This window comes from Citrobacter freundii complex sp. CFNIH4 (assembly GCF_002934505.1).
GTDB lineage: Bacteria > Pseudomonadota > Gammaproteobacteria > Enterobacterales > Enterobacteriaceae > Citrobacter > Citrobacter freundii.
Genome location: NZ_CP026231.1, coordinates 1390941 through 1416873, shown reverse-complemented (window position 1 = coordinate 1416873; position 25933 = coordinate 1390941). Strand labels below are relative to the sequence as shown.

At 50.9% G+C, this 25933-nt stretch carries 24 protein-coding genes and 1 pseudogene; 9 read left to right on the top strand and 16 right to left on the bottom strand.

The genetic code is table 11. The features are described from left to right. Positions 1-69 precede the first annotated feature (69 nt). A complete protein-coding gene (gene gdhA, locus C2U41_RS07265) occupies positions 70-1413 on the top strand; it encodes an NADP-specific glutamate dehydrogenase (RefSeq protein WP_071684626.1) in 1344 nt (447 codons plus the stop codon). Between the two features lie 60 nt (positions 1414-1473). Here gdhA and C2U41_RS07260 read toward each other — a convergent pair whose 3' ends face one another. The 3 genes from C2U41_RS07260 to C2U41_RS07245 form a co-directional block, all read right to left on the bottom strand. Beyond that, on the bottom strand, positions 1474-3420 hold the full coding sequence (locus tag C2U41_RS07260) for a DNA topoisomerase III (protein WP_003030667.1): 1947 nt from the start codon (positions 3418-3420) through the stop codon (positions 1474-1476). Positions 3421-3424: 4 nt separating this feature from the next. Further along, a complete protein-coding gene (gene selD / locus C2U41_RS07255; protein ID WP_103848924.1) occupies positions 3425-4468 on the bottom strand; it encodes a selenide, water dikinase SelD in 1044 nt (347 codons plus the stop codon). A 116-nt stretch (positions 4469-4584) separates the two neighbouring features. Continuing rightward, on the bottom strand, positions 4585-5136 hold the full coding sequence (locus C2U41_RS07245) for an NAD(P)H nitroreductase (RefSeq protein WP_003030670.1): 552 nt from the start codon (positions 5134-5136) through the stop codon (positions 4585-4587). Between the two features lie 175 nt (positions 5137-5311). Between C2U41_RS07245 and sppA the strand changes: the two genes are divergently transcribed. From sppA to pncA, 3 genes are read left to right on the top strand one after another with little or no spacing between them, the layout of a single operon-like run. Beyond that, complete coding sequence (sppA, locus tag C2U41_RS07240) at positions 5312-7168, top strand: signal peptide peptidase SppA (RefSeq protein WP_044700025.1); 1857 nt, start codon at positions 5312-5314, stop codon at positions 7166-7168. A 55-nt stretch (positions 7169-7223) separates the two neighbouring features. Further along, a complete protein-coding gene (ansA, locus tag C2U41_RS07235) occupies positions 7224-8240 on the top strand; it encodes an asparaginase (RefSeq protein ID WP_003030673.1) in 1017 nt (338 codons plus the stop codon). 14 nt (positions 8241-8254) lie between these two features. Continuing rightward, complete coding sequence (gene pncA, locus C2U41_RS07230) at positions 8255-8893, top strand: bifunctional nicotinamidase/pyrazinamidase (RefSeq protein WP_003840880.1); 639 nt, start codon at positions 8255-8257, stop codon at positions 8891-8893. A gap of 37 nt (positions 8894-8930) precedes the next feature. Here the strand turns inward: pncA and C2U41_RS07225 are convergent, their stop codons facing one another. The 5 genes and pseudogenes from C2U41_RS07225 to C2U41_RS30085 form a co-directional block, all read right to left on the bottom strand. Then, positions 8931-10289, bottom strand: coding sequence for an MFS transporter (locus C2U41_RS07225; protein ID WP_003840879.1), 1359 nt, complete (start codon positions 10287-10289; stop codon positions 8931-8933). Between the two features lie 140 nt (positions 10290-10429). Beyond that, positions 10430-11188 (bottom strand): DeoR/GlpR family DNA-binding transcription regulator, encoded by a 759-nt coding sequence (locus tag C2U41_RS07220; RefSeq protein ID WP_003030679.1) that lies wholly within the window; start codon positions 11186-11188, stop codon positions 10430-10432. 136 nt (positions 11189-11324) lie between these two features. Beyond that, positions 11325-12308 carry an NADH-dependent methylglyoxal reductase gene (gene ydjG / locus C2U41_RS07215; RefSeq protein ID WP_008320453.1) on the bottom strand — a complete coding sequence of 328 codons (984 nt, stop codon included), beginning with the start codon at positions 12306-12308 and terminating at the stop codon, positions 11325-11327. A 9-nt stretch (positions 12309-12317) separates the two neighbouring features. Then, positions 12318-13265 carry a carbohydrate kinase family protein gene (locus C2U41_RS07210; protein ID WP_003840877.1) on the bottom strand — a complete coding sequence of 316 codons (948 nt, stop codon included), beginning with the start codon at positions 13263-13265 and terminating at the stop codon, positions 12318-12320. A 4-nt stretch (positions 13266-13269) separates the two neighbouring features. Then, positions 13270-13347, bottom strand: a pseudogene (locus C2U41_RS30085) (hypothetical protein); the annotation flags it as partial. Between the two features lie 78 nt (positions 13348-13425). Here C2U41_RS30085 and C2U41_RS07200 point away from each other — a divergent pair. Then, the gene (locus tag C2U41_RS07200) at positions 13426-14349 is read left to right on the top strand and encodes an IS5-like element IS903B family transposase (protein ID WP_001118619.1); all 924 of its coding nucleotides are present in this window, start codon (positions 13426-13428) and stop codon (positions 14347-14349) included. 25 nt (positions 14350-14374) lie between these two features. Here the strand turns inward: C2U41_RS07200 and C2U41_RS07195 are convergent, their stop codons facing one another. Genes C2U41_RS07195 through C2U41_RS07180 form a run of 4 tightly spaced genes read right to left on the bottom strand, consistent with a single transcriptional unit; the run spans position 14375 to position 18740 of the window. Then, positions 14375-15172, bottom strand: coding sequence for a ketose-bisphosphate aldolase (locus tag C2U41_RS07195; protein ID WP_103849184.1), 798 nt, complete (start codon positions 15170-15172; stop codon positions 14375-14377). A gap of 24 nt (positions 15173-15196) precedes the next feature. Beyond that, the gene (locus tag C2U41_RS07190; RefSeq protein ID WP_103849183.1) at positions 15197-16240 is read right to left on the bottom strand and encodes an NAD(P)-dependent alcohol dehydrogenase; all 1044 of its coding nucleotides are present in this window, start codon (positions 16238-16240) and stop codon (positions 15197-15199) included. A gap of 17 nt (positions 16241-16257) precedes the next feature. After that, positions 16258-17637 carry an MFS transporter gene (locus C2U41_RS07185; protein ID WP_003840874.1) on the bottom strand — a complete coding sequence of 460 codons (1380 nt, stop codon included), beginning with the start codon at positions 17635-17637 and terminating at the stop codon, positions 16258-16260. A gap of 26 nt (positions 17638-17663) precedes the next feature. Then, positions 17664-18740 (bottom strand): zinc-binding dehydrogenase, encoded by a 1077-nt coding sequence (locus C2U41_RS07180; RefSeq protein WP_103849185.1) that lies wholly within the window; start codon positions 18738-18740, stop codon positions 17664-17666. A 296-nt stretch (positions 18741-19036) separates the two neighbouring features. Here C2U41_RS07180 and C2U41_RS07175 point away from each other — a divergent pair, with 296 nt between their 5' ends. After that, entirely contained in the window at positions 19037-20290 is a 1254-nt protein-coding gene (locus C2U41_RS07175; RefSeq protein WP_044700031.1) for a glycoside hydrolase family 18 protein, read from the top strand. A gap of 93 nt (positions 20291-20383) precedes the next feature. Continuing rightward, complete coding sequence (gene yajD, locus C2U41_RS07170; protein WP_003832478.1) at positions 20384-20728, top strand: HNH nuclease YajD; 345 nt, start codon at positions 20384-20386, stop codon at positions 20726-20728. 44 nt (positions 20729-20772) lie between these two features. Here yajD and C2U41_RS07165 read toward each other — a convergent pair whose 3' ends face one another. Beyond that, the gene (locus C2U41_RS07165) at positions 20773-21048 is read right to left on the bottom strand and encodes a YeaC family protein (protein ID WP_003030693.1); all 276 of its coding nucleotides are present in this window, start codon (positions 21046-21048) and stop codon (positions 20773-20775) included. A gap of 42 nt (positions 21049-21090) precedes the next feature. After that, positions 21091-21504 carry a peptide-methionine (R)-S-oxide reductase MsrB gene (gene msrB, locus C2U41_RS07160; protein WP_003030695.1) on the bottom strand — a complete coding sequence of 138 codons (414 nt, stop codon included), beginning with the start codon at positions 21502-21504 and terminating at the stop codon, positions 21091-21093. A gap of 341 nt (positions 21505-21845) precedes the next feature. On the opposite strand from msrB, the gene gapA reads away from it, so the two are divergent. Further along, positions 21846-22841, top strand: a complete 996-nt coding sequence (gene gapA / locus C2U41_RS07155; RefSeq protein ID WP_003030697.1) for a glyceraldehyde-3-phosphate dehydrogenase — start codon at positions 21846-21848, stop codon at positions 22839-22841. A gap of 83 nt (positions 22842-22924) precedes the next feature. Further along, on the top strand, positions 22925-23809 hold the full coding sequence (locus C2U41_RS07150) for a D-hexose-6-phosphate mutarotase (protein ID WP_003846660.1): 885 nt from the start codon (positions 22925-22927) through the stop codon (positions 23807-23809). Between the two features lie 180 nt (positions 23810-23989). Here C2U41_RS07150 and C2U41_RS07145 read toward each other — a convergent pair whose 3' ends face one another. Next, positions 23990-24844 (bottom strand): aldo/keto reductase, encoded by an 855-nt coding sequence (locus C2U41_RS07145; RefSeq protein WP_103849182.1) that lies wholly within the window; start codon positions 24842-24844, stop codon positions 23990-23992. Positions 24845-25004: 160 nt separating this feature from the next. Continuing rightward, positions 25005-25751, bottom strand: coding sequence for a MipA/OmpV family protein (locus C2U41_RS07140; protein WP_003030706.1), 747 nt, complete (start codon positions 25749-25751; stop codon positions 25005-25007). Positions 25752-25933: the final 182 nt, after the last annotated feature.

Genomic DNA, 25933 nt, shown 5'->3' with positions numbered 1-25933 from the left:
ACAACACTTAACACAAAAATCAAAAATCAAAAATATAACCATATCAATACATAAGAGGTTCTTATATCTATGGATCAGACATGTTCTCTGGAGTCATTCCTTAACCATGTGCAAAAGCGCGACCCGAATCAAACCGAGTTCGCGCAAGCCGTTCGTGAGGTAATGACCACGCTGTGGCCTTTCCTTGAGCAAAACCCGCGTTATCGACAGATGTCATTGCTGGAACGTCTGGTTGAACCGGAGCGCGTGATCCAGTTCCGCGTAGTCTGGCTGGACGACCGCAATCAGGTGCAGGTCAACCGCGCATGGCGCGTGCAGTTTAGCTCTGCCATTGGCCCATACAAAGGCGGTATGCGTTTCCACCCTTCCGTGAACCTGTCGATCCTGAAATTCCTTGGCTTCGAGCAGACGTTTAAAAATGCCCTCACCACCCTGCCAATGGGCGGGGGTAAAGGCGGGAGCGATTTCGATCCAAAAGGGAAAAGCGAAGGCGAAATCATGCGTTTCTGCCAGGCGCTGATGACCGAACTGTTCCGCCATTTAGGTCCCGATACCGACGTTCCGGCGGGCGATATCGGTGTAGGTGGCCGTGAAGTCGGCTTTATGGCCGGGATGATGAAAAAACTCTCCAATAACAGCGCCTGCGTCTTTACCGGTAAAGGTCTCTCTTTCGGCGGTAGCCTGATCCGCCCGGAAGCCACCGGCTACGGTCTGGTGTATTTCACCGAAGCGATGCTCAAACGCCATAGTCTGGGCTTTGAAGGCATGCGCGTAGCGGTTTCTGGCTCCGGCAACGTGGCGCAATTCGCCATTGAGAAAGCCATGGAGTTTGGCGCGCGGGTGGTTACCGCCTCCGATTCCAGCGGTACCGTAGTTGACGAAAGTGGATTTACCAAAGAAAAACTGGCGCGGCTGTGCGCAATCAAAGACAGCCGCGACGGTCGCGTAGCAGATTATGCCCGTGAGTTTGGCCTGACCTATCTGGAAGGCAAACAGCCGTGGTCGGTTCCGGTCGATATCGCCCTGCCGTGTGCCACGCAGAACGAGCTGGATGTCGATGCAGCACGCGTATTGATCGCCAACGGCGTGAAAGCTGTCGCCGAAGGGGCAAACATGCCGACCACTATCGAGGCCACCGATCTGTTCCTCGAGGCAGGTGTACTGTTCGCACCGGGTAAAGCCGCTAACGCCGGTGGTGTAGCGACATCCGGTCTGGAAATGGCGCAAAACGCCGCTCGTCTGGGCTGGAAAGCGGAGAAAGTGGATGCGCGCCTGCACCACATCATGCTGGATATTCACCATGCCTGCGTTGAATACGGCGGCGAAAGCAAGCAGACCAACTACGTACGTGGCGCCAACATCGCAGGCTTCGTAAAGGTTGCCGACGCGATGTTGGGTCAGGGTGTGATTTAATATTGTCTCTGCAAGCCTGTAGGCCGGATAAGGCACGGGTGCCGCATCCGGCCTACAAACTTACAGGCCCGCCTCTTCAGATGGCGGGCTTTTTTTCGCCGGACGTTTACGCGGCGCACTCTTTTTCTTATCGCCACCACTACCGCCAGGTGCAGCAATTCCACGAAAGCGTCGTACCGGTGTGCTGCGCGCCTGATCGATAAGCTGATACAGCGTCCCCACCAGCGGCTGCATGAAATCCTGATAGCGACATTGCTTTTCGCTGATTTGGGTCAGGATAGATTCCCAGTGCGCGGTCATGTCCGGACGCGTCGCCATTTCTGGCAACGAGTGGAACAGCGCTTTTCCCGCGTCGGTAGAATGGATATACCGTCCTTTTTTCACCAGGAACCCGCGCTTAAACAGCAGTTCGATAATTCCGGCGCGCGTCGCTTCTGTACCTAAACCATCCGTTGCACGCAGGATCTTTTTCAGATCTTTATCCTGCACGAATCGCGCAATCCCGGTCATCGCTGACAGCAGCGTGGCATCGGTAAAGTGACGTGGTGGTTGAGTCTGACGTTCAACCACTTCGCCTTTTTCGCACAGCAGTTCGTCATCTTTTGCCACCACCGGCAGCGGCGTCCCGTCATTATCTTCGTCGCGCTCTTTATTGCCAAGCAGCGTGCGCCATCCGGCTTCCGCCAGAAAACGCGCTTTAGCGACAAACTTGCCTTTGGCAATATCCAGCTCAATAACGCACTTCCTGAATACCGCATCTGCGCAAAATTGCATCAGATACTGACGGGCAATCAGGTTGTAAATTTTCGCTTCGTTGTCATTCAGATTGATGGACGAACTGCGCGCGGTAGGAATGATGGCATGGTGCGCATCCACTTTTTTGTCGTCCCAACAGCGATTTCGCGTATCGGGATTGACCGCCGGTTGCGGGAGCAGATCCGGTGCATGGACGCTAATCGCGTTCAGTACCGCATGACGTCCGGCAAAATGCTCTTCCGGCAGATAACGGCTATCCGAACGCGGATAGGTAATCAACTTATGGGTTTCATACAACTTCTGGCAGATATCCAGAACGTTTTGCGCACTTAAACCAAAGCGCTTCGCCGCTTCAATCTGCAACGCCGACAGCGAGAACGGTAACGGCGCGGATTCTGATTCCCGTTTATCGTTATAGCTGGTGACTATCGCCGGTTGACCGTTAATTCGGTTCACCACGTGTTCAGCCAGCGTGCGATTCAGCAAGCGCCCTTCTTCATCCTGATACGGCTCACACGCTTCGCTCGGCTGCCAGATAGCGGTAAACCGCTCATCGGCGGGCGTTACGATATGCGCTTTCACTTCGAAGAAGTCTTTGGCGACGAAGTTCTCAATCTCTTCATCACGACGCACAACCAGCCCGAGCACCGGCGTTTGTACGCGCCCGACCGAAAGTACGCCCTGATAGCCCGCGTTACGTCCGAGAATGGTGTAAGCGCGCGTCATATTGATACCGTACAACCAGTCCGCACGCGCTCGCGCCAGTGCCGACACGCACAGCGGAATAAACTCACTGTTGGCGCGCAGCCGCTCAATAGCCCGCTCAACGGCCTGCGGGTTGAGGTCGTTAATCAGGCAACGCTGCACCTTCTGGCGCTTTTCAGGCGCCAGTTGCAGGTAATCCAGCACTTCATCCACCAGCAGTTGCCCTTCACGATCAGGGTCACCGGCGTGAATAACTTCGCTGGCCTCATGCAAAAAGCGCTTAATGACGTTGAGCTGTTTGGTCACCGAGGGGCGCGGTTGCAGTTGCCACTTTTCCGGGACAATCGGCAGATCGACCAGACTCCAGCGAGCATAACGACTGTCGTAGGCATCCGGCTGCGCCTGTTCAAGCAGGTGACCAATACACCAGGTCACCACTTGTCCATTTCCGCATTCGATAAAACCATCGCCTTTGCGATGCGGCTTTGGCAGCACATCGGCGATAGCACGCGCCAGACTTGGTTTTTCGGCAATAAACAACCGCATCGAGTTAACGAATCTCAACCATGGCGCGACCGCCACGAGCTTCCACTAACTCACCAATGGCGGTGAGATCGATACCGAACTGCGCCGCTGCCGCTTTCACTTCGGCTTCAGCTTCCGGCGTTACCGCCAGCAGTAGGCCACCGGAAGTTTGCGGATCGCACAACAGATCGCGTACCGATTGCGGCATTTCATCCATCAGGTGTCCGTAGCTGGCAAAGTTACGTTGGGTACCGCCGGGTACTGCACCCTGCGCGATGTATTCTTCAACGCCAGGCAGCTTAGGAATATCCTGGTAGATAATTTGCGCCTGAACGCCTGCGCCCTGACACATTTCGCTCAGATGCCCCAGCAGACCAAAACCGGTAACGTCGGTCATGGCTTTCACGCCGTCGATATCGGCGAATGCCGCACCGGCAATGTTCATCCGACACATCACTTCTGTCGCCAGTCCTTTGTGTTCTTCCTTCAGTAGTGATTTTTTCTCTGCTGTCGTCAGAACGCCAATCCCCAGAGGCTTGGTCAGGAATAACTTACACCCTGCCTCTGCGGTGCTGTTTTTCTTCACGCGTTCGGTCGGCACAACGCCGGTTACCGCAAGGCCAAAGATAGGCTCTGGGGCATCGATAGAGTGGCCGCCCGCCAGCGCAATACCCGCCTGACGGCAGGCAAAACGTCCGCCTTCGGTGACTTCGCGGGCGATTTCCGGCGCCAGCTTATCCAGCGGCCAGCCCAGAATAGCAATTGCCATAATCGGTTTGCCGCCCATAGCGAATATATCGCTGATGGCGTTAGTCGCGGCGATGCGGCCAAAATCAAACGGATTATCGACAATCGGCATAAAGAAATCGGTGGTGCTGATAACGCTGGTGCCGTTTCCCAAATCGTATACGGCCGCGTCGTCGCGAGTTTCATTACCCACCAGTAAGTTCGGATCAACAAACTTCGCCTGCTCGCTGTGCAGGATGGTTTCCAGCACTTTTGGGGAAATTTTACAACCGCAACCGGCTCCGTGGCTGTATTGCGTTAAACGAATAGCTTGCTCGCTCATGGACATCTCCTGTCATTGCAATCCGGATATGGTAGCGCTCATTCCATGATGTGGTAAGAGTGACTGTCTGAATTCGAGTGTCTTTGCTCAGAATCCAGACAGTTTTGCCGTTGATATCAGAAATAACGGACGAATGCGCTCGGATCGGCAAGGTTGATCGTCGTGGATGCTTTTAGCTGCGGTGTGCCCAGATAGAGGAAACCGACGATTTTATCTTGCGGGCGACAGTCGAATGCTTCACGTACGACCGCACTTTCGGTTAATGCACCACTGCGCCAGATACCGCCAAAGCCCTGGGCAATTGCGGCCATCTGCATAGCCATCACCGCACAACCGGCAGACATTTCTTGTTCCCACAGAGGAACCTTGTCGTTTTCTTCACATTTCGCCACCACGGTAATAATCAGCGGCGCGCGAAACGGTGCGTTGCGCGCTTTTTCCTGAGCTTTCTCATCGCTACCTGCGGCAATCGCGCCTTTCTCAAGTACGGTGCTAAAGCGTTCACGCCCTTCACCCTCAATGACATAGAATTGCCACGGTTGCAGCGTTTTATGGTCCGGTGCGCGCATTCCCGCCCGCAGAATGTTTTGCAGTTGCTCTCCGGCCGGGGCCGGCTCGACAAGACGAGAAGCGCTACGACGGGTGATAAGTAATTCGAGTGCATCCATTTGCTTAACTCCAACAATGAGATTTGTTCACAAAATTAACACGTGAGCGGATTTTGTTACAGCACAGGCGGTGATTCCTGCTGACAAGTGCCTGTCTGGTCATTACGATAGCCTCATCTTATCGCCTTTCTCCGGGATTTCGGGATGGCGTGTTGTTAATCGGTAGGGAGAATACATGCGAACCCTGTGGCGATTTATTGCCGGATTTTTTAAATGGACATGGCGATTACTTAATTTCGTCCGTGAATTTGTGCTTAACCTGTTCTTCATCTTCTTGGTGCTGGTGGGCGTGGGTATCTGGATGCAGGTCAGCAGCAGCAATACCAGTGAACACGCTGAGCGAGGCGCACTGCTGCTGGATATCTCGGGGGTGATTGTCGATAAGCCGTCGAGCACCAGTCGCTTAAGCGTTATTGGTCGTCAGCTGTTTGGTGCCAGTTCCGATCGCCTGCAGGAAAACTCCCTGTTCGATATCGTGAATACTATTCGCCAGGCAAAAGATGATCGCAACATCACCGGCATTGTGATGGATCTGAAAAATTTTGCCGGGGCCGACCAGCCTTCCATGCAGTATATCGGTAAAGCGCTGCGGGAATTCCGCGACAGCGGCAAACCGGTCTTTGCCGTAGGCGATAACTTCAGCCAGGGGCAGTACTACCTCGCCAGTTTCGCCAATAAAATTTATCTTTCTCCACAGGGTTCCATTGATCTGCACGGCTTTGCCACCAACGGTTTGTACTACAAGTCCCTGCTCGACAAGCTGAAAGTTTCCACACACGTGTTCCGTGTCGGAACTTATAAGTCTGCCGTAGAACCGTTTATCCGTGATGATATGTCTCCTGCCGCGCGTGAAGCTGACAGCCGCTGGATCGGCGAGCTGTGGCAGAACTATCTCGACACGGTTGCTGCCAATCGCCAGATCCCTGCTCAGCAGGTGTTCCCTGGCGCACAGGCCATGCTGGACGGTTTGACAAAAGTCGATGGTGATACCGCGAAATATGCGCTCGACAACAAACTGGTGGATGCACTGGCCTCCAGCGCCGAAGTCGAAAAAATGCTGACCAAACAGTTTGGCTGGAGTAAAGCGGATAAAAATTATCGCGCTGTCAGCTATTACGATTACTCACTGAAAACGCCAGCGGATACTGGAGACAGCATTGGTGTTATCTTCGCCAATGGCGCGATTATGGACGGTGAAGAAACCCCTGGGAATGTGGGCGGTGACACGACTGCCGCGCAGATCCGCGAAGCCCGTCTTGATCCGAAAGTGAAAGCAATTGTTCTGCGCGTGAACAGCCCAGGCGGAAGCGTCAGTGCCTCCGAAGTCATTCGTGCTGAGCTGGCTGCGGCAAAAACGGCGGGTAAACCGGTTGTGGTGTCCATGGGCGGCATGGCGGCATCCGGTGGGTACTGGATCTCCACCCCAGCAAGCTACATTGTGGCGAACCCCAGCACCCTGACCGGTTCAATCGGCATCTTTGGCGTGATCAACACCGTGGAAAATAGTCTGGATTCCATTGGCGTACACACCGACGGCGTGGCGACATCCCCACTGGCGGATATCTCCATCACCAAAGCGTTACCACCAGAAGTGCAGCAAATGATGCAACTTAGCATCGAGAACGGCTATAAGCGCTTTATCACGCTGGTCGCAGATGCGCGTAAAACAACACCTGAGCAGATTGACAAAATCGCGCAGGGCCACGTCTGGACCGGACAGGATGCAAAAGCCAACGGTCTGGTAGACAGTCTGGGTGATTTTGATGACGCCGTGGCGAAAGCGGCTGAGCTGGCCAAACTGAAACAATGGCACATTGCGTATTATCAGGACGAACCGACATTCGTTGATATGGTGATGGACAGCATGTCAGGCTCCGTTCGTGCCATGCTGCCTGACGCCATTCAGGCTATGCTCCCACCACCGCTGGCCTCTGCGGCCAGTGCAGTAAAAGCCGAAAGCGATAAGCTGGCCGCATTCAACGATCCGCAAAACCGCTATGCGTTTTGCCTGACCTGCGCCAACGTTCGCTAACTATTGACCCCTCTTCGGGATGAAGAGGGGTTTTCTTTGAGACAGAAGAAAAGTCATGCAGAAAAAATCAATTTACGTTGCCTATACCGGCGGTACCATTGGTATGCAGCGCTCAGAACAGGGTTATATTCCCGTTTCCGGTCATCTGCAGCGCCAGCTGGCATTGATGCCTGAATTCCACCGTCCGGAGATGCCAGACTTCACCATCCACGAATACGCCCCGCTGATGGATTCCTCCGATATGACGCCGGAAGACTGGCAGCATATTGCGGAAGACATTAAAGCGCACTACGACGATTACGATGGTTTTGTCATTCTGCACGGCACTGACACCATGGCGTTTACGGCTTCGGCACTCTCTTTTATGCTGGAGAATCTGGGCAAGCCGGTCATTGTGACAGGGTCACAAATCCCATTAGCAGAACTACGTTCTGACGGACAAATCAATTTGCTGAATGCGTTGTACGTTGCAGCAAATTACCCGATCAATGAAGTTACCCTGTTTTTCAACAATCGATTGTTTCGCGGCAACCGGACCACTAAAGCGCATGCTGATGGTTTTGACGCGTTTGCCTCACCCAACCTTGCACCACTGCTGGAAGCCGGGATCCACATTCGTCGGCTGGGAACTCCGCCCGCACCTCACGGTACAGGTGAGTTGATTGTGCATCCTATCACTCCGCAACCGATTGGCGTGGTCACCATTTATCCTGGGATCTCCGCTGATGTAGTACGCAACTTCCTGCGCCAACCTGTAAAAGCATTAATTTTGCGCTCCTACGGCGTGGGGAATGCGCCGCAGAATAAAGAGTTCCTGAAAGAACTTGAAGATGCGAGTTCGCGTGGCATTGTGGTGGTGAACCTTACGCAGTGTATGTCCGGCAAGGTGAACATGGGGGGCTACGCGACAGGCAATGCGCTAGCGCATGCTGGCGTGATTGGCGGCGCGGATATGACCGTCGAAGCCACACTCACCAAACTGCACTATTTGCTGAGTCAGGGACTGGATACGCAGACGATCCGTGAAGCGATGACGCAAAATCTGCGTGGTGAGCTCACGCCTGACGATTAAAGGAGTCTATGCCCATGGCCCGAGCCTTACTGTTGGTCGATTTACAAAATGACTTTTGTGCCGGTGGTGCCCTCGCGGTCCCACAAGGTGACAGCACAATCGATATTGCCAACCGTCTGATTGACTGGTGTGCCTTACGCGGCGACATGGTCGTTGCCAGTCTGGACTGGCACCCGGCTAATCACGGCAGTTTTGCCAGCCAGCATCAGGTCGAGCCCTACAGCCAGGGACAACTCGATGGACTGGCGCAGACATTCTGGCCCGATCATTGCGTACAAAACAGCGCAGGTGCAGCCCTGCATCCGCTGCTGAACCAGCGTGCGATAACTCAAACGTTCACTAAAGGTGAGAACCCGCTGGTCGACAGCTATAGTGCGTTTTTTGATAACGGTCGTCGTCAGGCTACCGCGCTGAATGCATGGCTACTCGAACGCCGCATTGCCGAGCTCATCATCATGGGTCTGGCAACCGACTATTGCGTTAAATTCACCGTACTGGATGCGCTCGATCTTGGCTACACCGTCAGCGTTATTACCGACGGCTGCCGTGGGGTTAATATTCAACCCCAGGACAGTGCAAACGCCTTTATAGAAATGGCGGCGGCGGGTGCAACGCTGTATACGTTGGACGACTGGCTGGAAACCCAACCGTAAGCGATGCCGACAGGGTCACTCCTGTCGGCGCGTTATCTCAGGCCAGCGCTGAAATCTCTTCCAGCGATACTTTGCGTGTTTCGATGCCAAAACAAAAAAGAATCAGCGCGCATAGAACCAACATTACTCCTAACACGATAAAGACCGTAACGGAGCCATAGCGGGTCAACAAAATAGCGACGCCATAGGGCGTAAACACAGCGACAATCCTTCCCACCGCATTAACAAAACCTGATCCTCTCAATCTTAGGTGCGTGGGCCATAGTTCTGGGACATAAACTGCAGAGGCAAAGCAGACATACATATACAGAAAAAAAATCATCACCAGCCCGTAGCTCAGAATGGCCCACTCTTCAGTTTGAAGTGAATAGAAATACCCGAGCAATGCGATAATAATCAACAAGAATGAGCCAAACAATCGCCGTGGAAAGCGATCGATAATTAACGCGGCAATAAATATCCCAACTGGCGCGCCAATCATAATTATCGCGGTCATAAATATGGATTTCGTTACATCGATTCCCGAATTAACAAATATAGTCGGGATCCATACCGTAATGGTGTAGAGCGAAATATTCATTGCGATAAGCACCGTGATCGCCACCAGTGTACAGCGCAACATTGGCCCCTTAAACAATAGCCAAAATGAACCACTTGCCGTGCTTAAATCCGCCGACGGGCATTCGTTCCGGCAGGATGGTAAAGTGATGTTTTTTTCTAGCTCAATTTGCGATTCAACCTGCATAAGATGTTTTTCAGCTTCGCTTCTCTTCCCTTTACCAGCCAGCCAACGTGGGGATTCAATATAGTATTTTCCCGACAGATACCAGGCCAACAGCATTGCCATGCCACCGAGCAGAAACATCACCCGCCAGCTTAAAAGTGCAATGATCACGACGCCAATTGCCGCAGATAGCATTGGTGCCCAGTTGCCGACAAATGACAGACGGGCAGACCATTTCCCACGTACCGCGGGTGGAATGAATTCTGTAAATGAGGCATAGCCCACCATAATTAGCGCCCCCATTCCAATCCCCATCAGACAGCGGAAGAAGATAAGCCAGTACATGTTGGGCACAAACGTTGCAGCGCAGGCTGAGGCCCCGACGATTAACAAATTAATGCGGAACGCTTTGCGTCGACCGAGATAATCACCAATAAAGCCGCCGGCTAGTGAACCGATAAAGTAGCCGAACATCAGCGCTGAGGTAAACGCGGCATTTAGATAATTGTTTGACCAGCCAGTGTTGACTAATTTTGCTAATACCACATTCCCGGAATAGCTGAGAAAACCGGTTATTAACAAACTAAAACTAATAATACCGAAAATACGAAAATGAAATCGAGATAAAGGTAAGCGATCTAATCTTGCGCCGATAGGGTCACATTGTTCCATCTGGATGCCTCAAATTCAGCTAAATAGAAAGTATGGCGATCGCGGCAGAAGCAATTTTGCCGCGCCATCCATCATCATTAGATTCTTATGGCATTTCCCAGGTGCAAACTAAAATAATATCGACACAACCCTCGCTATAGTTAATAAACGAGTTGAATATTATTCTCTTTGCAAAATGCAATCCACTCTGCACCCGGTGCCTTATTGGTTATTAGGTAATTAATATGGCTAAAGTCCACGAGCTGAACGAAAGCTTTACGATCAAACTTTGAGTGATCAACTAACAGGGCCACCTCAGTCGCCTGGCGGATCATGGTTTTTTTGATTTCCGCTTCTGCTTCATTAGAATCAAGCGCCCCACTCTGCATATCCAAACCTTTGCAGCTCATCACCATGATATCAACATGATAGCGGCTGATAATCTCCTTGGTGATTCTTCCCTGCAGCGACAGCGTATTCTTATTCAGCTCACCGCCAGTAGAAACCACGTTAATTTCTGACTGCGCCAGCTCATGAAATGCTTCAGCCGAATTGGTAAGCAACGTCAGATCGTTTCTTTCCTTCAACAGCTTTAATAATTCCATCGCGGTACTGCTGGAGTCGGCAGCCATTGTGGTCTTATTTTTAATAAACGGTAATGCATTACGTGCAATGATCTGCTTTTCTTCGAAGAAAGATTTTGCACGCTTATAAAAATGAATATTGTCGGACAACGCGGTGGTATTGAGCACTGCACCACCATATGTTCGGGTCAAAAAACCTTCATCTTCCAGTTTTTCAAGATCGCGGCGAATCGTTTCCTCAGTCACCTGAAAGATTGAACTTAAATTAGATACCACCACTTTCTTATCGTTAGCCACCATTTGCTTAATGGCCTGAATCCTGTCTTTTGCCGCCACGATGATACCTCTGTTTCCTGCAAAGTAATAATAAGACCCTAGTATCTCACAGGCTATATTTATTTTCAAAAGAACATGTCTGAATCACAGATTTTAATACTCTTTTACACAGAAACAGAGGTCAATCCTATCTGAATTAATTTATATCCAACGCTTCCGCCATTCGCCTCATCAATAATGAATCATCATCTGTCAGGGGAATGGTTAACGCCTCGACATTCTCGCGAACCTGTTCAGGTGCGGTTGCGCCACTCAGTAAGGTGATCAAATCGCTTTGCTTTAAAATCCACGCCAGAGCTAGTGCGGGGATTGTGCAGCGGTATTTTTCACACAGCGGCTGCCACTGCCCTAGCATATCAATCACCCGCAGCATATTTTCCCGCTGAAACCAGACCTTGTTAGCCCGCGCGCCGCCAGGAACATAATCTCGGGCGATAGTACCGGTCAACAACCCCTGCTCAAGCGGTGAATAGACCTGCACGATGATGCCATTCTGCTGGCATAGCGGCAGCAGTTCAGCTTCCAGCGCCCGGTCAAGAATGCTGTACTTAGCCTGGATAATATCCAGCTCACCGTGTTTGAGATACTCCCTGATATGCCCGGCATTGACGTTCGCCGCACCAATCGAACGGATTTTCCCCTCTTTTTTCAGTGCGTTCAGCGTGTCTACGGTTTCCGCAATCGGCGTAAAACAGGGTTCGACCGACTGCCAGTGGGTCATATAGATATCAATACTGTCGATGCCCAATCTTTGCAGGCTGGCATCAACCTCTTCGCGAATAGACTCAGGCGTAAGGTTTTTATACAGCTGGCGATCGCCCACTTTGTTAAACAGGCTGCCTGTTCGCTCCCAGACGATGCCGCATTTGGTTTCAACCACTACCTCGCTGCGCGGCAGCTTTTTCAGCGCCTGACCGACAATCACTTCACTGTTGCCAAAGTTGTAGCCTGGCGCGGTATCAATCAGATTGATACCGCAGCGATACGCCTCAACAATGGTATCGATACAAATCTGCAGATCGAGATCGCCATTCCATGCCGGACCACCGCCAATAGCCCATGTGCCTAATCCCATGCGGGAAAGCGTAATATCCGTACTTCCTAAAGGAATCATTTTCATCTGCCGCTATTACCCTTCGTATTCGTCAAGAAGTTGTTCAACCAGCTTTCTGTTCTTCACACCCGTCGTGGCACCCACGCTCAGTACCGATATTGCCGCCGTTGCATTAGCAAACAGCGCGCAGTCACGAAGCGGTTTGCCTTCTAGCAGCGCGGAGATAAATCCTGAAGCAAAGTTATCCCCCGCGCCGATGGTGTCGATGGCGGTAATTCCTGACACCGCCGGGACCTCCATTTTCATGTCAACACGCTTGATAAAACAGCCTCTCTTGCCGGTCTTAATCACGACGGTTTTCACGCCACAGTTCAGAAAACTGTCGGCAATCTCATCCAGCGTCTCTTTCCCAGTGAGCAGTTTTGCCTCTTCAAAATTGGGAAACAGATAATCCACGTAGCTCAGCGCTTCACGGATATCGTCCAGCGTTTCATTCAGTCGCGGTTTAATCATATCCGCGCAGATAATGAGCTTATGCGCTTTCGCCTGCGTGAAAATTGCCGTCAGTGCATCGCCATCCAACAACGGGCTATTAAAAATACTCGCCAGCGACAGCAGCTTTGCTTGAGAGAAACGGTCAAAATCAACATCGTTTATATTCAGTTTCCATAAGCTGCCGTTACGGTTAGTCACAAAGGTGCGTTCACCATCAGCGGTGACTAAACCCACGTTAATGGAAGTATCAATATCAGCATCTTGCTTCAGGCTTTTAATATCAATATTCTCCCGACGGCAGTGGTCGACAATAAAATGCCCCGCAGCATCGTCACCTATCCGGCCTATTAACGCCGTGCGATGGCCGAGGCGAGAAATAATCGTCGCCTCATTAATAGCGTCACCTCCCGTGGTCATAGCTATTCGTTCTAATGGATAAGAGTCAACATCAAAGATATTTTTACTCACTGGTTGCAAGGGAATATCAACAATTGCCGCCCCTATACAAATAACCTCGATATTATCCATATTGTCATTCCGCTTTACCGTCTGAACCAAACAATTTGATTTTCTCCAGCGCGCGCGCTTTTACGGCTTTACGTACTTCACGTGGCTTTGTTGAATAAATCGAACTTTTGCTGAGTTGAAGGATCAGATCACGTATCTTCCCGACAACGCAGACCGTTCCGTGGCAAAGCAAAAGTTCAAAATCACCAACTGGCCCACCTACAATAAAGCCCTCATCAACCGTGGCTCCATAACTTTCTGGCTGGATGATGAAGCTATTCAGGCCTGGTATGAGTCAGCAACACCTTCTTCACGAGGCAGACCTCAGCGCTATTCTGACCTTGCCATCACGACTGTGCTGGTCATTAAACGCGTATTCAGGCTGACCCTGCGCGCTGCGCAGGGCTTTATTGATTCCATTTTTTCTCTGATGAACGTTCCGCTACGCTGCCCGGATTACAGCTGTGTCAGCAGGCGGGCAAAGTCGGTTAATGTCAGTTTCAAAACGCCCACCCGGGGTGAAATCGCACACCTGGTAATTGATTCCACCGGGCTGAAGGTCTTCGGTGAAGGCGAGTGGAAAGTCAAAAAGCATGGCCAGGAACGCCGCCGTATCTGGCGTAAGCTGCATCTCGCCGTTGACAGTAAAACACATGAAATCATCTGCGCTGACCTGTCGCTGAACAACGTTACGGACTCAGAGGCCTTCCCCGGGTTAATCCGGCAAACCCACCGGAAAATCAGGTCAGCCGCCGCCGATGGCGCTTACGATACCCGGCTATGTCACGATGAACTGCGGCGTAAGAAAATCAGCGCGCTTATCCCTCCCCGAAAAGGTGCGGGTTACTGGCCCGGTGAATATGCAGACCGTAACCGTGCAGTGGCTAATCAGCGAATGACCGGGAGTAATGCGCGGTGGAAATGGACAACAGATTACAACCGTCGCTCGATAGCGGAAACGGCGATGTACCGGGTAAAACAGCTGTTCGGGGGTTCACTGACACTGCGTGACTACGATGGTCAGGTTGCAGAGGCTATGGCCCTGGTACGAGCGCTGAACAAAATGACGAAAGCAGGTATGCCTGAAAGCGTGCGTATTGCCTGAAAACACAACCCGCTACGGGGGAGACTTACCCGAAATCTGATTTATTCAACAAAGCCACTTCACGTTCAACGTGCAGGAACGGCTGGTCCTGGTTCTCCTGCACCGCCACCATTGCGGCCTGGCACAGTTCGGTGTGAATATTGATTTTCGAAATGCCTAATGAAATGGCTTTTTTGATATCCGCGTCGCTAATGCCGGACGCGCCGTGCAGCACCAGCGGAACGGATACCGCCTGACGCACTCGTTTAACCACGTCAAAGTTCAGTTTCGGTTCGGAGGTGTAGACGCCGTGCTGGTTACCAATCGCTACCGCCAGCGAGTCACAGCCGGTACGCTCGACAAACTCAGCCGCCTGGCTTGGGTCAGTGTAGTGATAACCCGCCAGCGCCTCTTCGTAGACCGTTTCATTACCCACATGGCCCAGCTCTGCTTCGACCGGAATACCCAGCGGGTGGAAGATATCGACCGCCTCTTTGGTCAGGCGAATATTCTCCTCGAAATCAAAAGCGGAAGCATCACGCATCAGTGAATTCATGCCGTGGGCCCATGCGTTATGGATTATCTCCATGCTGCGTCCGTGATCCCAGTGGGTAATAACCGGCACCGAGGCTTTTTTCGCCATAGAAACCATCATATGCGAAAAATCTTCAAACGAGGTATTACCCACAAAGCCGGTACCGAAGGAGATAATTACCGGCGATTTAGATTCTTCCGCCGCATCAATCACTCCCATTAGCATTTCCGCATTCCACACGTTAAAGTGGGCAATCGCATAATGTTTATTTTGAGCATCATTTTCCCAATATTTAATATCTGCCAGCATGGTTATTTCTCCCTTTTCAATAGATTAATAATTTAATTTAATAACGCCTTTGATAATTTCACATTTGTTATTAACGGATTCATCAAACGCGCGCTGAACATCTTCATAATCGTAAATATGCGTCACCATCGACTTCACATCAAAACGCCCTGAGGAGATGGCTTCAATCGTGACCGGGTAGCGGTTGGCATAACGGAAAACGGTCTGAATAGACACTTCACGGTTAATTTTGAGGAAATTAATCGCTGAATCACCAGGTACAGTACCCACGATCATGATTTTCCCGCCGCGCATTACCAGATATGGAGCCTGCTTAACAGTGATCGCTGAACCTGCGGTTTCAAAAACAATATCGGCCCCCATATCTCCGGAGAACTGCTGGCAGCGGACAACGGTGTCCTCTTTCGCCCCGTTGATCACGGTCGTCGCACCAAGTTGCTCGGCCATGGTCAGACGCTTTTCCAGGACATCAACCACCGCAATGTCGGTAGCACCCAAACATTTACAGGCTTGCAGGGTCATTAAACCAATACAGCCCGCCCCCAGAATGACGATTTTCTTGCCCGGTTTAACGTCCGCCAGCATTGCGGCATGCATCCCTACCGCCGCGGGCTCTACCAGCGCGCCTTCCATGGTGTCCATATTATCGGGCAACTTGTAAGTGAAGCTCTCCGGATGGCACAGATAGTGGGTTAGCGCGCCGCGATAATTAGGTTGCGTGGCCATAAAGTCAACATCAGGGCAGATGTTGTATTTCCCTTCCAGACAGTAGCGGCAGTGACCGCACGGCACGCCCGGTTCGATATTCACCTGGTCGCCGGGTTTAAATTTAGTCACACGGTTCCCTACTGCCACCACCGTACCGGCGCATTCATGCCCCAGACCAATTTCCTGATTGGGATCTTTCGGCGGAATAAAAGGACCTGATTCAAAACCATGAACATCTGATCCACAAATTCCAACGTATTCCACTTTAATCAGCACTTCGTGCTCTTTTGGCACCGGGATATCGGCGGCAATAATTTTCATCGTGCCCGGCGTTTTTAATATCGCTTTTGAATTTTTCATTTTATTTCCCATCAATATTATTTGCTGGTAACTGCATCAATACCGAGACTTTCGACAGAGACGCCTTTGGTTTCAATTCCGATGGTAGCAATGGCGACAGCGACAATAATGGAGACCGCACCCAGCAGTACAAATACACCCGTCACTCCATAACCGTTAAGCAATACCGCGACCGCATAAGGCGCAGCGATACCACTGATACGTCCTACCGCATTCGCCAGACCAGAACCGCGGAGTTTCGCTTCGGTTGGCCATATTTCCGGAACATAGACTGCCGAGGCGTAGCAAACGTACATATAGACAAAAGTAATCAGGAAGAAACCAATTAGCGTAATCAGCAGCATGCTGGTTTGCAGTGAATAGATATATCCCAGCACGGCAATTAACACTAATAACCCCACACCCATGGTCTTTCTCGGAATTTTATCCATTACCAGCATGGCGATAAAAATCCCAAACGGCGCGCCGAACATACTCATGGTATTTAAGACAATGGAGTCTTTCAGATTAATGCCCTGTGTCATAAATATTGTCGGTAGCCAATTAATTAAGGTGTACTGGACGACGTTCATGGCAATCAGAACAAAGGAACCCAAAATAACCCGCTTCAGTAACACCCCTGTTAATAATGCGGAGTACGGAACAGAACACGGTTGTTTGCCATCATCATCTATTACGACTGGTGGCAGCGGCTTACCGGTCTGTCGAATGACACCTTCCTCAATTGCCCGCATCACCTTTTCGGCTTCCTGGTAGCGCCCGCGAGACTCCAGCCAGCGAGGCGACTCAGGGAAACTGCGCCAGGCAATAACCGTTGCTATGAGCGACAGCACCGCAGGAATCAACAACTGTACGCGCCAGTTCCATTCCGCGCTGATAAGTGGCGTCAGCCCCATCGCAATCAGCGAACAGAGTGGATAAGACCAGTTGCCGATAAACGAGACCCGACTCGACCATGTACCACGATTTCTACCAGGCATATATTCGGTAAACCCGGCAAATAAGGTCACTAGCAGCGCGCCTAATCCAACTCCCATTACAAAACGGCAGGCGATCAGAAAGGTCATATTGGGTGAAAACGCACCCACGATCATAGAAATAATATGAATCGCTTCATATAGAATAAATGCGTTTTTACGCCCGATTTTATCGCCAATAATTCCCCCACCGAGCGCGCCGAGAAACATTCCTGCCGTCGTAATGGCAGAGAACGTGGCGGTGGTGGAATTATCAGTCCAGCCAAGTTCTTTTAACTGCGCGAGAATTAATCCGCCGACGGCATTACTCCAGCAAACCAGTAATCCGAAGGCAACCATCGCAAACATTGACGTATGCCAGCGACAGTCAGGTAGCCTGTCCAGTCTGGCGCCGCAGTGCGGTTTTGCTATTTGTTCCATGCGATAACGTCCTTTTAATAAACATGTTATTCATCAAAGTCGTAAGTCATGATGACTTTAATCGCGGTTTTATTGACCATGGCGTCAAATCCTTCGCGCCATTGCGACAGGCCGATACGGTGAGTGATCATCGGTTTGACCTTGATCGCTCCGCTGGCCAGCAAGCGTATGGCGTTGCGCCAGGATGTAGAATCGTAGGCCATATGGCCAATGATGCTTTTGTTCCACGCGGTGATTTCGTTGATGGAGAAATCGAGAGGTTTAAAGCCCATGCCGACGCGAACGACTTCACCATTCGGGCGCAGCATTTCGATCGATTGTTTCAGAGCTATATTGGCACCAGAGCATTCAATGACTAGCCCCAGATTGTCTTTACCGCAGATTTCCTGGCAACGTGCAACCACATCTTCGGTCGAACCGTTAACAACAGCTGTCGCGCCCAGGTCTTTGACGATGGGGAAGCGTACGGCAACATCCTCTTCCAGCCCGACCATCACAATATTAACGGCCCCCATAATGCGCGCCATTTGCACGGAAAAGAGCCCTAATGGGCCAGTGCCGAAAACCACGACATCCTGGCCGGGAAGGAATTTGGATTGCTGAGCAATAGATTTGTAGGCGTTACAGATAGGATCCAGCACCGCCGCTTCTTCATAATCAACGCCTTGTGGGATTTCCCACAGCGCATGGCGGTGAATTTTGAGGATTTCTCCCGGCACCAGGCAATATTTAGAGAACCCTCCGCCCCATGTGTTGTTGTCGAGACCTAAGTTCACTTTTTCTGTACAACACAGAAAATCGCCTTGTTCGCAGGCCGGGCAAACACCGCAGACATGTCCACTATTGTCAGAAACCACCCGCTGACCGACTTTCCAGTCCTTAACTTTGTCGCCAACGCGGACAATTTTACCGGCGAACTCATGGCCGCGGATGGAATTAAATTGATCAGATCCGCTATCAACATTGTAGTGTTTCATGTCCGCGCCGCAGATAGCCGCCGCTTTGATTTCAATCACGACGTCATCCGGGCCACAAACTGGTTCCGGTACATCAATCATCTTATAGCCGCCAAAGGCCTTGCCAAATCTTGCCAGTGCTTTCATTGAATTTTCCTTTGTGTTCAGTTTTGCATCAGTGACAATCATACTTATCCATATAATTTTTGAGGTCAACATCAAATCTTTAAAACACAGATTATTATCTGCATTTCACAACCAAGATCACAAATAAGTGCAAAGATGAATTGAAAACCAAGTGAACCTGGCAGCCGCTTCGCTAAAATGGCGTGAACCCCTTCGCATTTTTCCTGTTATGAAACTGTTAACCTGCGGGTGCTGTTTTTTTCGCCACGCCATTTCCGTGGCGTGTTTACTTGTTTAAATGTCAAAGAGGAACACCGATGAAACTATTGCCTTTGTTGGCAGCATTACCCTTGCTCTGCGCCAGCGTTGTTTCCGCCAATTCACTGATGTCAGTTGGCTACTTTAATGGCGGTGGCGACGTCACTGCCGGTCCTGGCGGCGACATCAATAAACTGGATGTTCGCCAGATAACTCATCTCAACTATTCGTTTGGCCTTGTCTACAACAACGAAAAAGACGAGACCAATGACGCCTTAAAAGACGCCAGCAAACTGCATCAAATTTGGCTTTCACAGAAAGTGCAGGATGATTTGCTGAAAATTCCACAGCTGCGTAAACAAAATCCAAACCTGAAAGTGTTACTTTCCGTCGGCGGTTGGGGAGCGCGTGGATTCTCTGGTGCGGCGGCAACGAAGGATACGCGCGCAGTGTTTATTCAGTCTGCGCAAGAGATAATTGCGAAATATGGTCTGGATGGCATCGACCTCGACTGGGAATATCCGGTTAACGGAGCCTGGGGACTGGTCGAAAGCCAACCGGCTGACCGCGCTAACTTTACCGCGCTGCTAACAGAACTGCGGACCGCATTGGGGCATAAAAAACTGCTGACCATCGCCGTGGGCGCAAATGCAGAAAGTCCGAAAAGCTGGGTGGATGTAAAAGCCATTGCACCATCGCTCGACTACATCAACCTGATGACCTATGACATGGCTTACGGCACCCAGTATTTTAACTCGAACCTGTATGATTCGACGCAATGGCCGACGGTCGCCGCGGCGGATAAATACAGCGCCGATTTTGTGGTCAGTAACTATCTCGCAGCCGGTCTGAAACCGAGCCAAATGAATCTGGGCATTGGCTTTTATGGACGCGTACCAAAACGCGCCGTTGAGCCAGGTATTGACTGGAGCAAACCTGACGCGCAGAAAAACCCGGCTACCCAGCCCTATTTCGAGTCAGCTCAAATTGAGTTGTTCAAATCACTGGGCGTCGACCTGAGCAAAGATACCTACGTGAAGTACAACGATATCGTGGCGAAGTTGATCAACGATCCGCAAAAACGCTTTAGCCAACATTGGGATGATGAAGCGAAAGTGCCGTGGCTGTCGGTGCAGTCTGCGGATGGAAAAACACTCTTTGCCCTCTCCTATGAAAATCCGCGTTCGGTGGCGATCAAAGCCGACTACATCAAAAGCAAAGGGTTGGGAGGCGCCATGTTCTGGGAGTACGGCGCAGATGACAATAATCAGTTGGCGAAGCAGTTAGCCGATTCGTTAGGCATCAAACACTGATCCCAACGCCTGACACAATAGGTTATGATTAGCACATTCTGCTGCGCCAGCTTTTGGCGCAGCTCTTCATTTTCTACTGGAGGCATGAGCTTTATGGCTTTTATCCCTAAAAATTACGCCCGTCTGGAAGTCGGTTACCGGGAAAAGGCGCTTAAACTCTTTCCCTGGGTCTGTGGACGCTGTTCCCGTGAGTTCGTGTATTCAAATTTGCGCGAGTTGACGGTACACCATATCGATCACGATCACTCGAATAACCCAGAAGATGGTAGCAACTGGGAAATGTTGTGCCTGTACTGCCACGATCACGAGCATTCCAAATATACGGAAGCGGACCAGTATGGTTCAACGGTGGTTGCAGGAGAAGATGCGCAAAAGGCCGTAGGCGAAGCGAAATACAACCCGTTCGCCGATCTGAAAGCGATGATGAATAAGAAATAACATCAACTGCAGGCCCGACATCGATGTCTGCCGGGCCTGGGTAATCAGGATTTAAACGTCGCAATCGGTTCGGGCGTAATACCAAACTCAACCTTCAACTGCTGCTTGCTCTTCATCACCATCTCACCGTTGGTATCAATCGTCATATGCTGCGCGTCAATATTGTTACGCGCCTGCCATAACATCACCAACTGTAAGCTATTCTCTTTTTGTTCTGCTGTTAGCGCTACCCCATCCGGCCATTTTCCGAGCTCAACGGCAGTCGATAAGCGCTGATAAACTTCCGGCGTCATACTGTTGATCATCTCATCAAGATTCATGTTAAATCCACTCTCCGTAGAATAATTTGCTGAATCGTTTCTTCAACCCTTGGTTTGCTCACCGTTTTCACTATCAGTGAAGTTCAAAGACGCTGAGTTAACGCAGTACCGTTCACCGGTAGGTTTCGGCCCATCCGGGAAGACGTGTCCCAGGTGCGCATCACAGTTTCCGCAGCGGATTTCTATGCGCTGCATGCCGTGTGACGTATCTTTTATGTAATGGATAGCCTCATCGCTGACAGGCTCGTAAAAGCTGGGCCAGCCGCAGCCAGAGTCATATTTTGTCTCGGAACGAAATAGCGGTTTATCGCAGATCAGACAGTGGTAGATGCCGTCTCGCTTGTTATGCAGCAAACGCCCGGTAAATGGCGGTTCTGTCCCGTGATTCTGCGTCACGTAGAACTGCATTTCGGTTAAATTTTTTTTCAGTTCTTCTGGAGAAGGTTGATTAGCCATTTGCTCACATCTCGCTTTATCTAAACTCACATCGCGAGACAGATTCTAACAAAACATTAACACCGGAGTGCGAACTTTTGTTCTAAACTTGATCCTTGCGAAATGGCAGCCTGCAATTCGTGATCAGAATCACGTTTTTATCTTGATTGCCCTTTAAAATTCGGGCCGCCGACCCCATGTGGTTTCAAGCCCAAAGGAAGAGTGAGGCGAGTCAGTTGCGCAAAGCTTAGGCAGCAGATTGATTTGTCGCAATGATTGACACGATTCCGCTTGACGCTGCGTAAGGTTTTTGTAATTTTACAGGCAACCTTTTATTCACTAACAAATAGCTGGTGGAATATATGACTATCAAAGTAGGTATCAACGGTTTTGGCCGTATCGGTCGCATTGTTTTCCGTGCTGCTCAAGAACGTTCTGACATCGAGATCGTTGCAATCAACGACCTGTTAGACGCTGACTACATGGCTTACATGCTGAAATATGACTCCACTCACGGCCGTTTCAACGGTACCGTTGAAGTGAAAGACGGTCATCTGATCGTAAACGGTAAAAAAATCCGTGTTACCGCTGAACGTGATCCGGCTAACCTGAAATGGGACGAAGTTGGTGTTGACGTAGTAGCTGAAGCTACTGGCCTGTTCCTGACAGATGAAACCGCTCGTAAGCACATCACTGCTGGCGCGAAAAAAGTGGTTCTGACTGGTCCGTCCAAAGATAACACTCCGATGTTTGTTAAAGGCGCTAACTTTGACAAATACGAAGGTCAGGACATCGTTTCTAACGCTTCCTGCACCACTAACTGCCTGGCTCCGCTGGCTAAAGTTATCAACGACAACTTCGGCATCATCGAAGGTCTGATGACTACTGTTCACGCGACCACCGCTACTCAGAAAACCGTTGATGGCCCGTCTCACAAAGACTGGCGCGGCGGCCGCGGCGCATCCCAGAACATCATCCCGTCCTCTACCGGTGCAGCTAAAGCTGTAGGTAAAGTACTGCCAGAACTGAACGGCAAACTGACTGGTATGGCGTTCCGCGTTCCTACCCCGAACGTATCCGTTGTTGACCTGACCGTTCGTCTGGAAAAAGCTGCTTCTTACGAAGAAATTAAGAAAGCAATCAAAGCTGCTTCCGAAGGCCCGATGAAAGGCGTTCTGGGTTACACCGAAGACGACGTAGTATCTACCGATTTCAACGGTGAAGTTTGCACTTCCGTGTTCGATGCTAAAGCTGGTATCGCACTGAACGACAACTTCGTGAAACTGGTATCCTGGTACGACAACGAAACCGGTTACTCCAACAAAGTTCTGGACCTGATTGCTCACATCTCCAAATAAGTTGAGATGAGTATCTGATCCAAAAAGGCGACTTCGGTCGCCTTTTTTTATGACCAAAATATTCACATACCAAGGATTGCATCATGATTAACAAAATTTTCGCTCTCCCGGTCATTGAACAGCTTACCCCTGTCCTCTCCCGCCGTCAGCTTGATGAGCTTGAGGTTCTTGTTGTCGATCACCCCCAGGTTAAAGCGTCTTTCGCGCTACAGGGCGCACATCTTCTTTCCTGGAAACCAAACGGCGAAGAGGAAGTCCTGTGGTTAAGCAACAATACCCCGTTTAAAACCGGCGTAGCGCTGCGTGGCGGCGTACCAATTTGCTGGCCGTGGTTTGGTCCGGCTGCTCAGCAGGGCCTGCCTTCGCATGGTTTTGCCCGTAACTTGCCATGGACGCTGAAAGCGCACAACGAAGACGACAATGGCGTGGTGTTGACGTTTGAACTGCAGAGTAATGCCGAAACGCGTCAGCTTTGGCCGCACGAGTTTTGCCTGCTGGCCCGTTTCAAAGTGGGAGCCACCTGTGAGATGGAGCTGGAAGCTCACGGTGAGTTTGAAACCACCTCGGCACTGCATACCTATTTCAACGTTGGTGACATTGCGGCAGTGAAAGTTAGTGGTCTCGGCGATCGCCTGATCGATAAAGTGAATGATGCTAAAGAAGATGTGCTGGCTGATGGTATCCAGACCTTCCCGGACCGCACCGATCGTGTCTATCTGAATCCGGAAGCGTGCAGCGTGATTCATGATGATGCGTTGAATCGCAATATCGACGTTGTCCACCACCACCACCTGAATGTCGTGGGCTGGAACCCTGGCCCGGCGCTGTCCGTCAGTATGGGCGACATGCCGGATGATGGCTACAAAACGTTTGTTTGTGTAGAAACGGCTTACGCGACCGCTCCGCAGAAAACCACCGAAGAAAAACCATCTCGCCTCGCGCAGACTATTCGTGTTGCTAAACGCTAAGATAACTCTGCTCATCATGCCGGATGCGGCTAACGCCTTATCCGGCCTACAAACACACGCAGTCGTAGGCCTGATAAGCGCAGCGCCATCAGGCAAATCAGTGCAACATGCCGGATGCGGCATGCAAACCACACGCAGCCGTTGGCCTGATAAGCTGCGTGAGCATCGTCATTTGGCAAATCAGGCCATATCCAGCGCTGTTTTACCTTTTGGCGCCGGATACACCTTATCTAACTGCTTCAGCTCATCCACAGAGAGCGTTATCTCCAGCGCGGCGGCATTTTGTTCGACATGCGCTACGCTTGCGGCTTTCGGAATTGCTATTACACCCGACTGACGAATCACCCACGCCAGCAAAATCTGTGCAGCACTAACATTGTGCACGCGCGCAATGTCATTCACCACGGAATTAGAAAGCAAATCGCCACGCAGCCGTCCCGCCTGGGCCAGCGGACTGTATGCCATGACCGGCATCTGCTGCTGCTGGCACCACGGCAGTAAATCATATTCAATACCGCGCGAGGCTAAATGATAAAGCACCTGGTTAGTTGCACACTCCCGTCCACCGGGTACCTGCCATAACGCCTGCATATCATCATAATCGAGATTTGAGACGCCCCAACGGCGGATTTTCCCCTGCGCAATCAGTGTTTCCATGGCATCGACGGTCTCTGCAAATGAAAAATCGCCCATCCAGTGCAGCAAATAGAGATCCAGATAATCAGTTTTCAGTCGACGCAGGCTGGCTTCGCAGGCGGCAATGGCTTTCTGTCCACCGGCATTCCATGGGTAAACTTTCGAGACTAAAAAAGCGCTACCACGCCGTCCCATTAATGCTTCACCCACCACCTCTTCCGCTGCACCATCAGCGTACATTTCTGCGGTATCAATCAATCGCAGACCGAGATCCAGTCCGGCCTGCAGCGCAGACACTTCATCCCGGCGTCGGCTTGGATCCTCGCCCATGTACCATGTTCCCTGCCCAATAGCAGGAAGCGATACCTGGTCTGTAAACGTCACCTGTTTCGCTGTCATCGCACCCTCCTGTGTTAATGCACCACAGTAAAGCAAAACAACGTGCATGTGTCCTGTTAGGGTGCACAAATTGCACCATCATGATCTGGGGGTTGTCTTAATTTTAATGACGTAAAAAAGCCCGCATATCGCGCGGGCTTGAGTTTGACACCGAGTAGTATCAGAACTTGTAGGTCACACCTACCGAGAAGATGCCAGACCAGGACTTATCGACCATCGGGCTGTCTTTCACTTCATCACTCAAACGCACATAACGGCCAGTGCCGTACACGTTCCAGTTGCCAAGGAAGTTATAGCTCGCGGTCAACTCCAGGTACGGATCCCATCCATCGTCAGCGTTGTAGCTATTCAGACCACTGCGGCGAGACTCGTGATTGGACACACCATAATAGTAGTCGTTGTAGTTTTCGCTGCTGTACTGCACACCGATACCCGGCGTCAGGGTCAGACCACCATTGGTGTAACGGTAGAGCCAGGCCAGATCCCAGATAAAGCCGTTGCTGTTATCCAGGGTATCACCCGCCAGTGCGGTACGCAGGAAACCATACTGGGTGTTATGTACATATGATAGACCAGCCATCAAGCTGCTTTTACGCTTGTCGAGTTGGCGTAAAGCATGGCTATCGCTATCACCCGGCTTGAAATGCGTCGGATCATAGTACGCCATGATGGAAAGCTTATCTGCCGTATCATTCCACAAATAGTAACCGCCACCCAAGCCGCGGAACCACACATTATCGCCTTCATAGGTGACAACCGGAACAGGGTAAACATCGCGGTCATACTGTTTGTACGGGCTGTTAATCACACCAACACCCGCGCCAACAGTCCACTGACTTTCCGCCTGTGCGGTGCTAACTGCGGTTGCGGCAAGGACGCCAAGTGCCAGAAGTTTGAGTTTGGTCACAATCCATAATTCCTTATTCAAATGTGTAGCGGTCAAAGTGTAACCGCCAATACGCTTCAGCCCAACTATTTTACGTATTCACCCCAGAATGTAACCCCCTAATTTCTCAGCGAGTGATGACATTTTGCTTGCAGCACGGTGAACACCGCATGAATCCCGCTCCAATTCTTTACATAAGATGT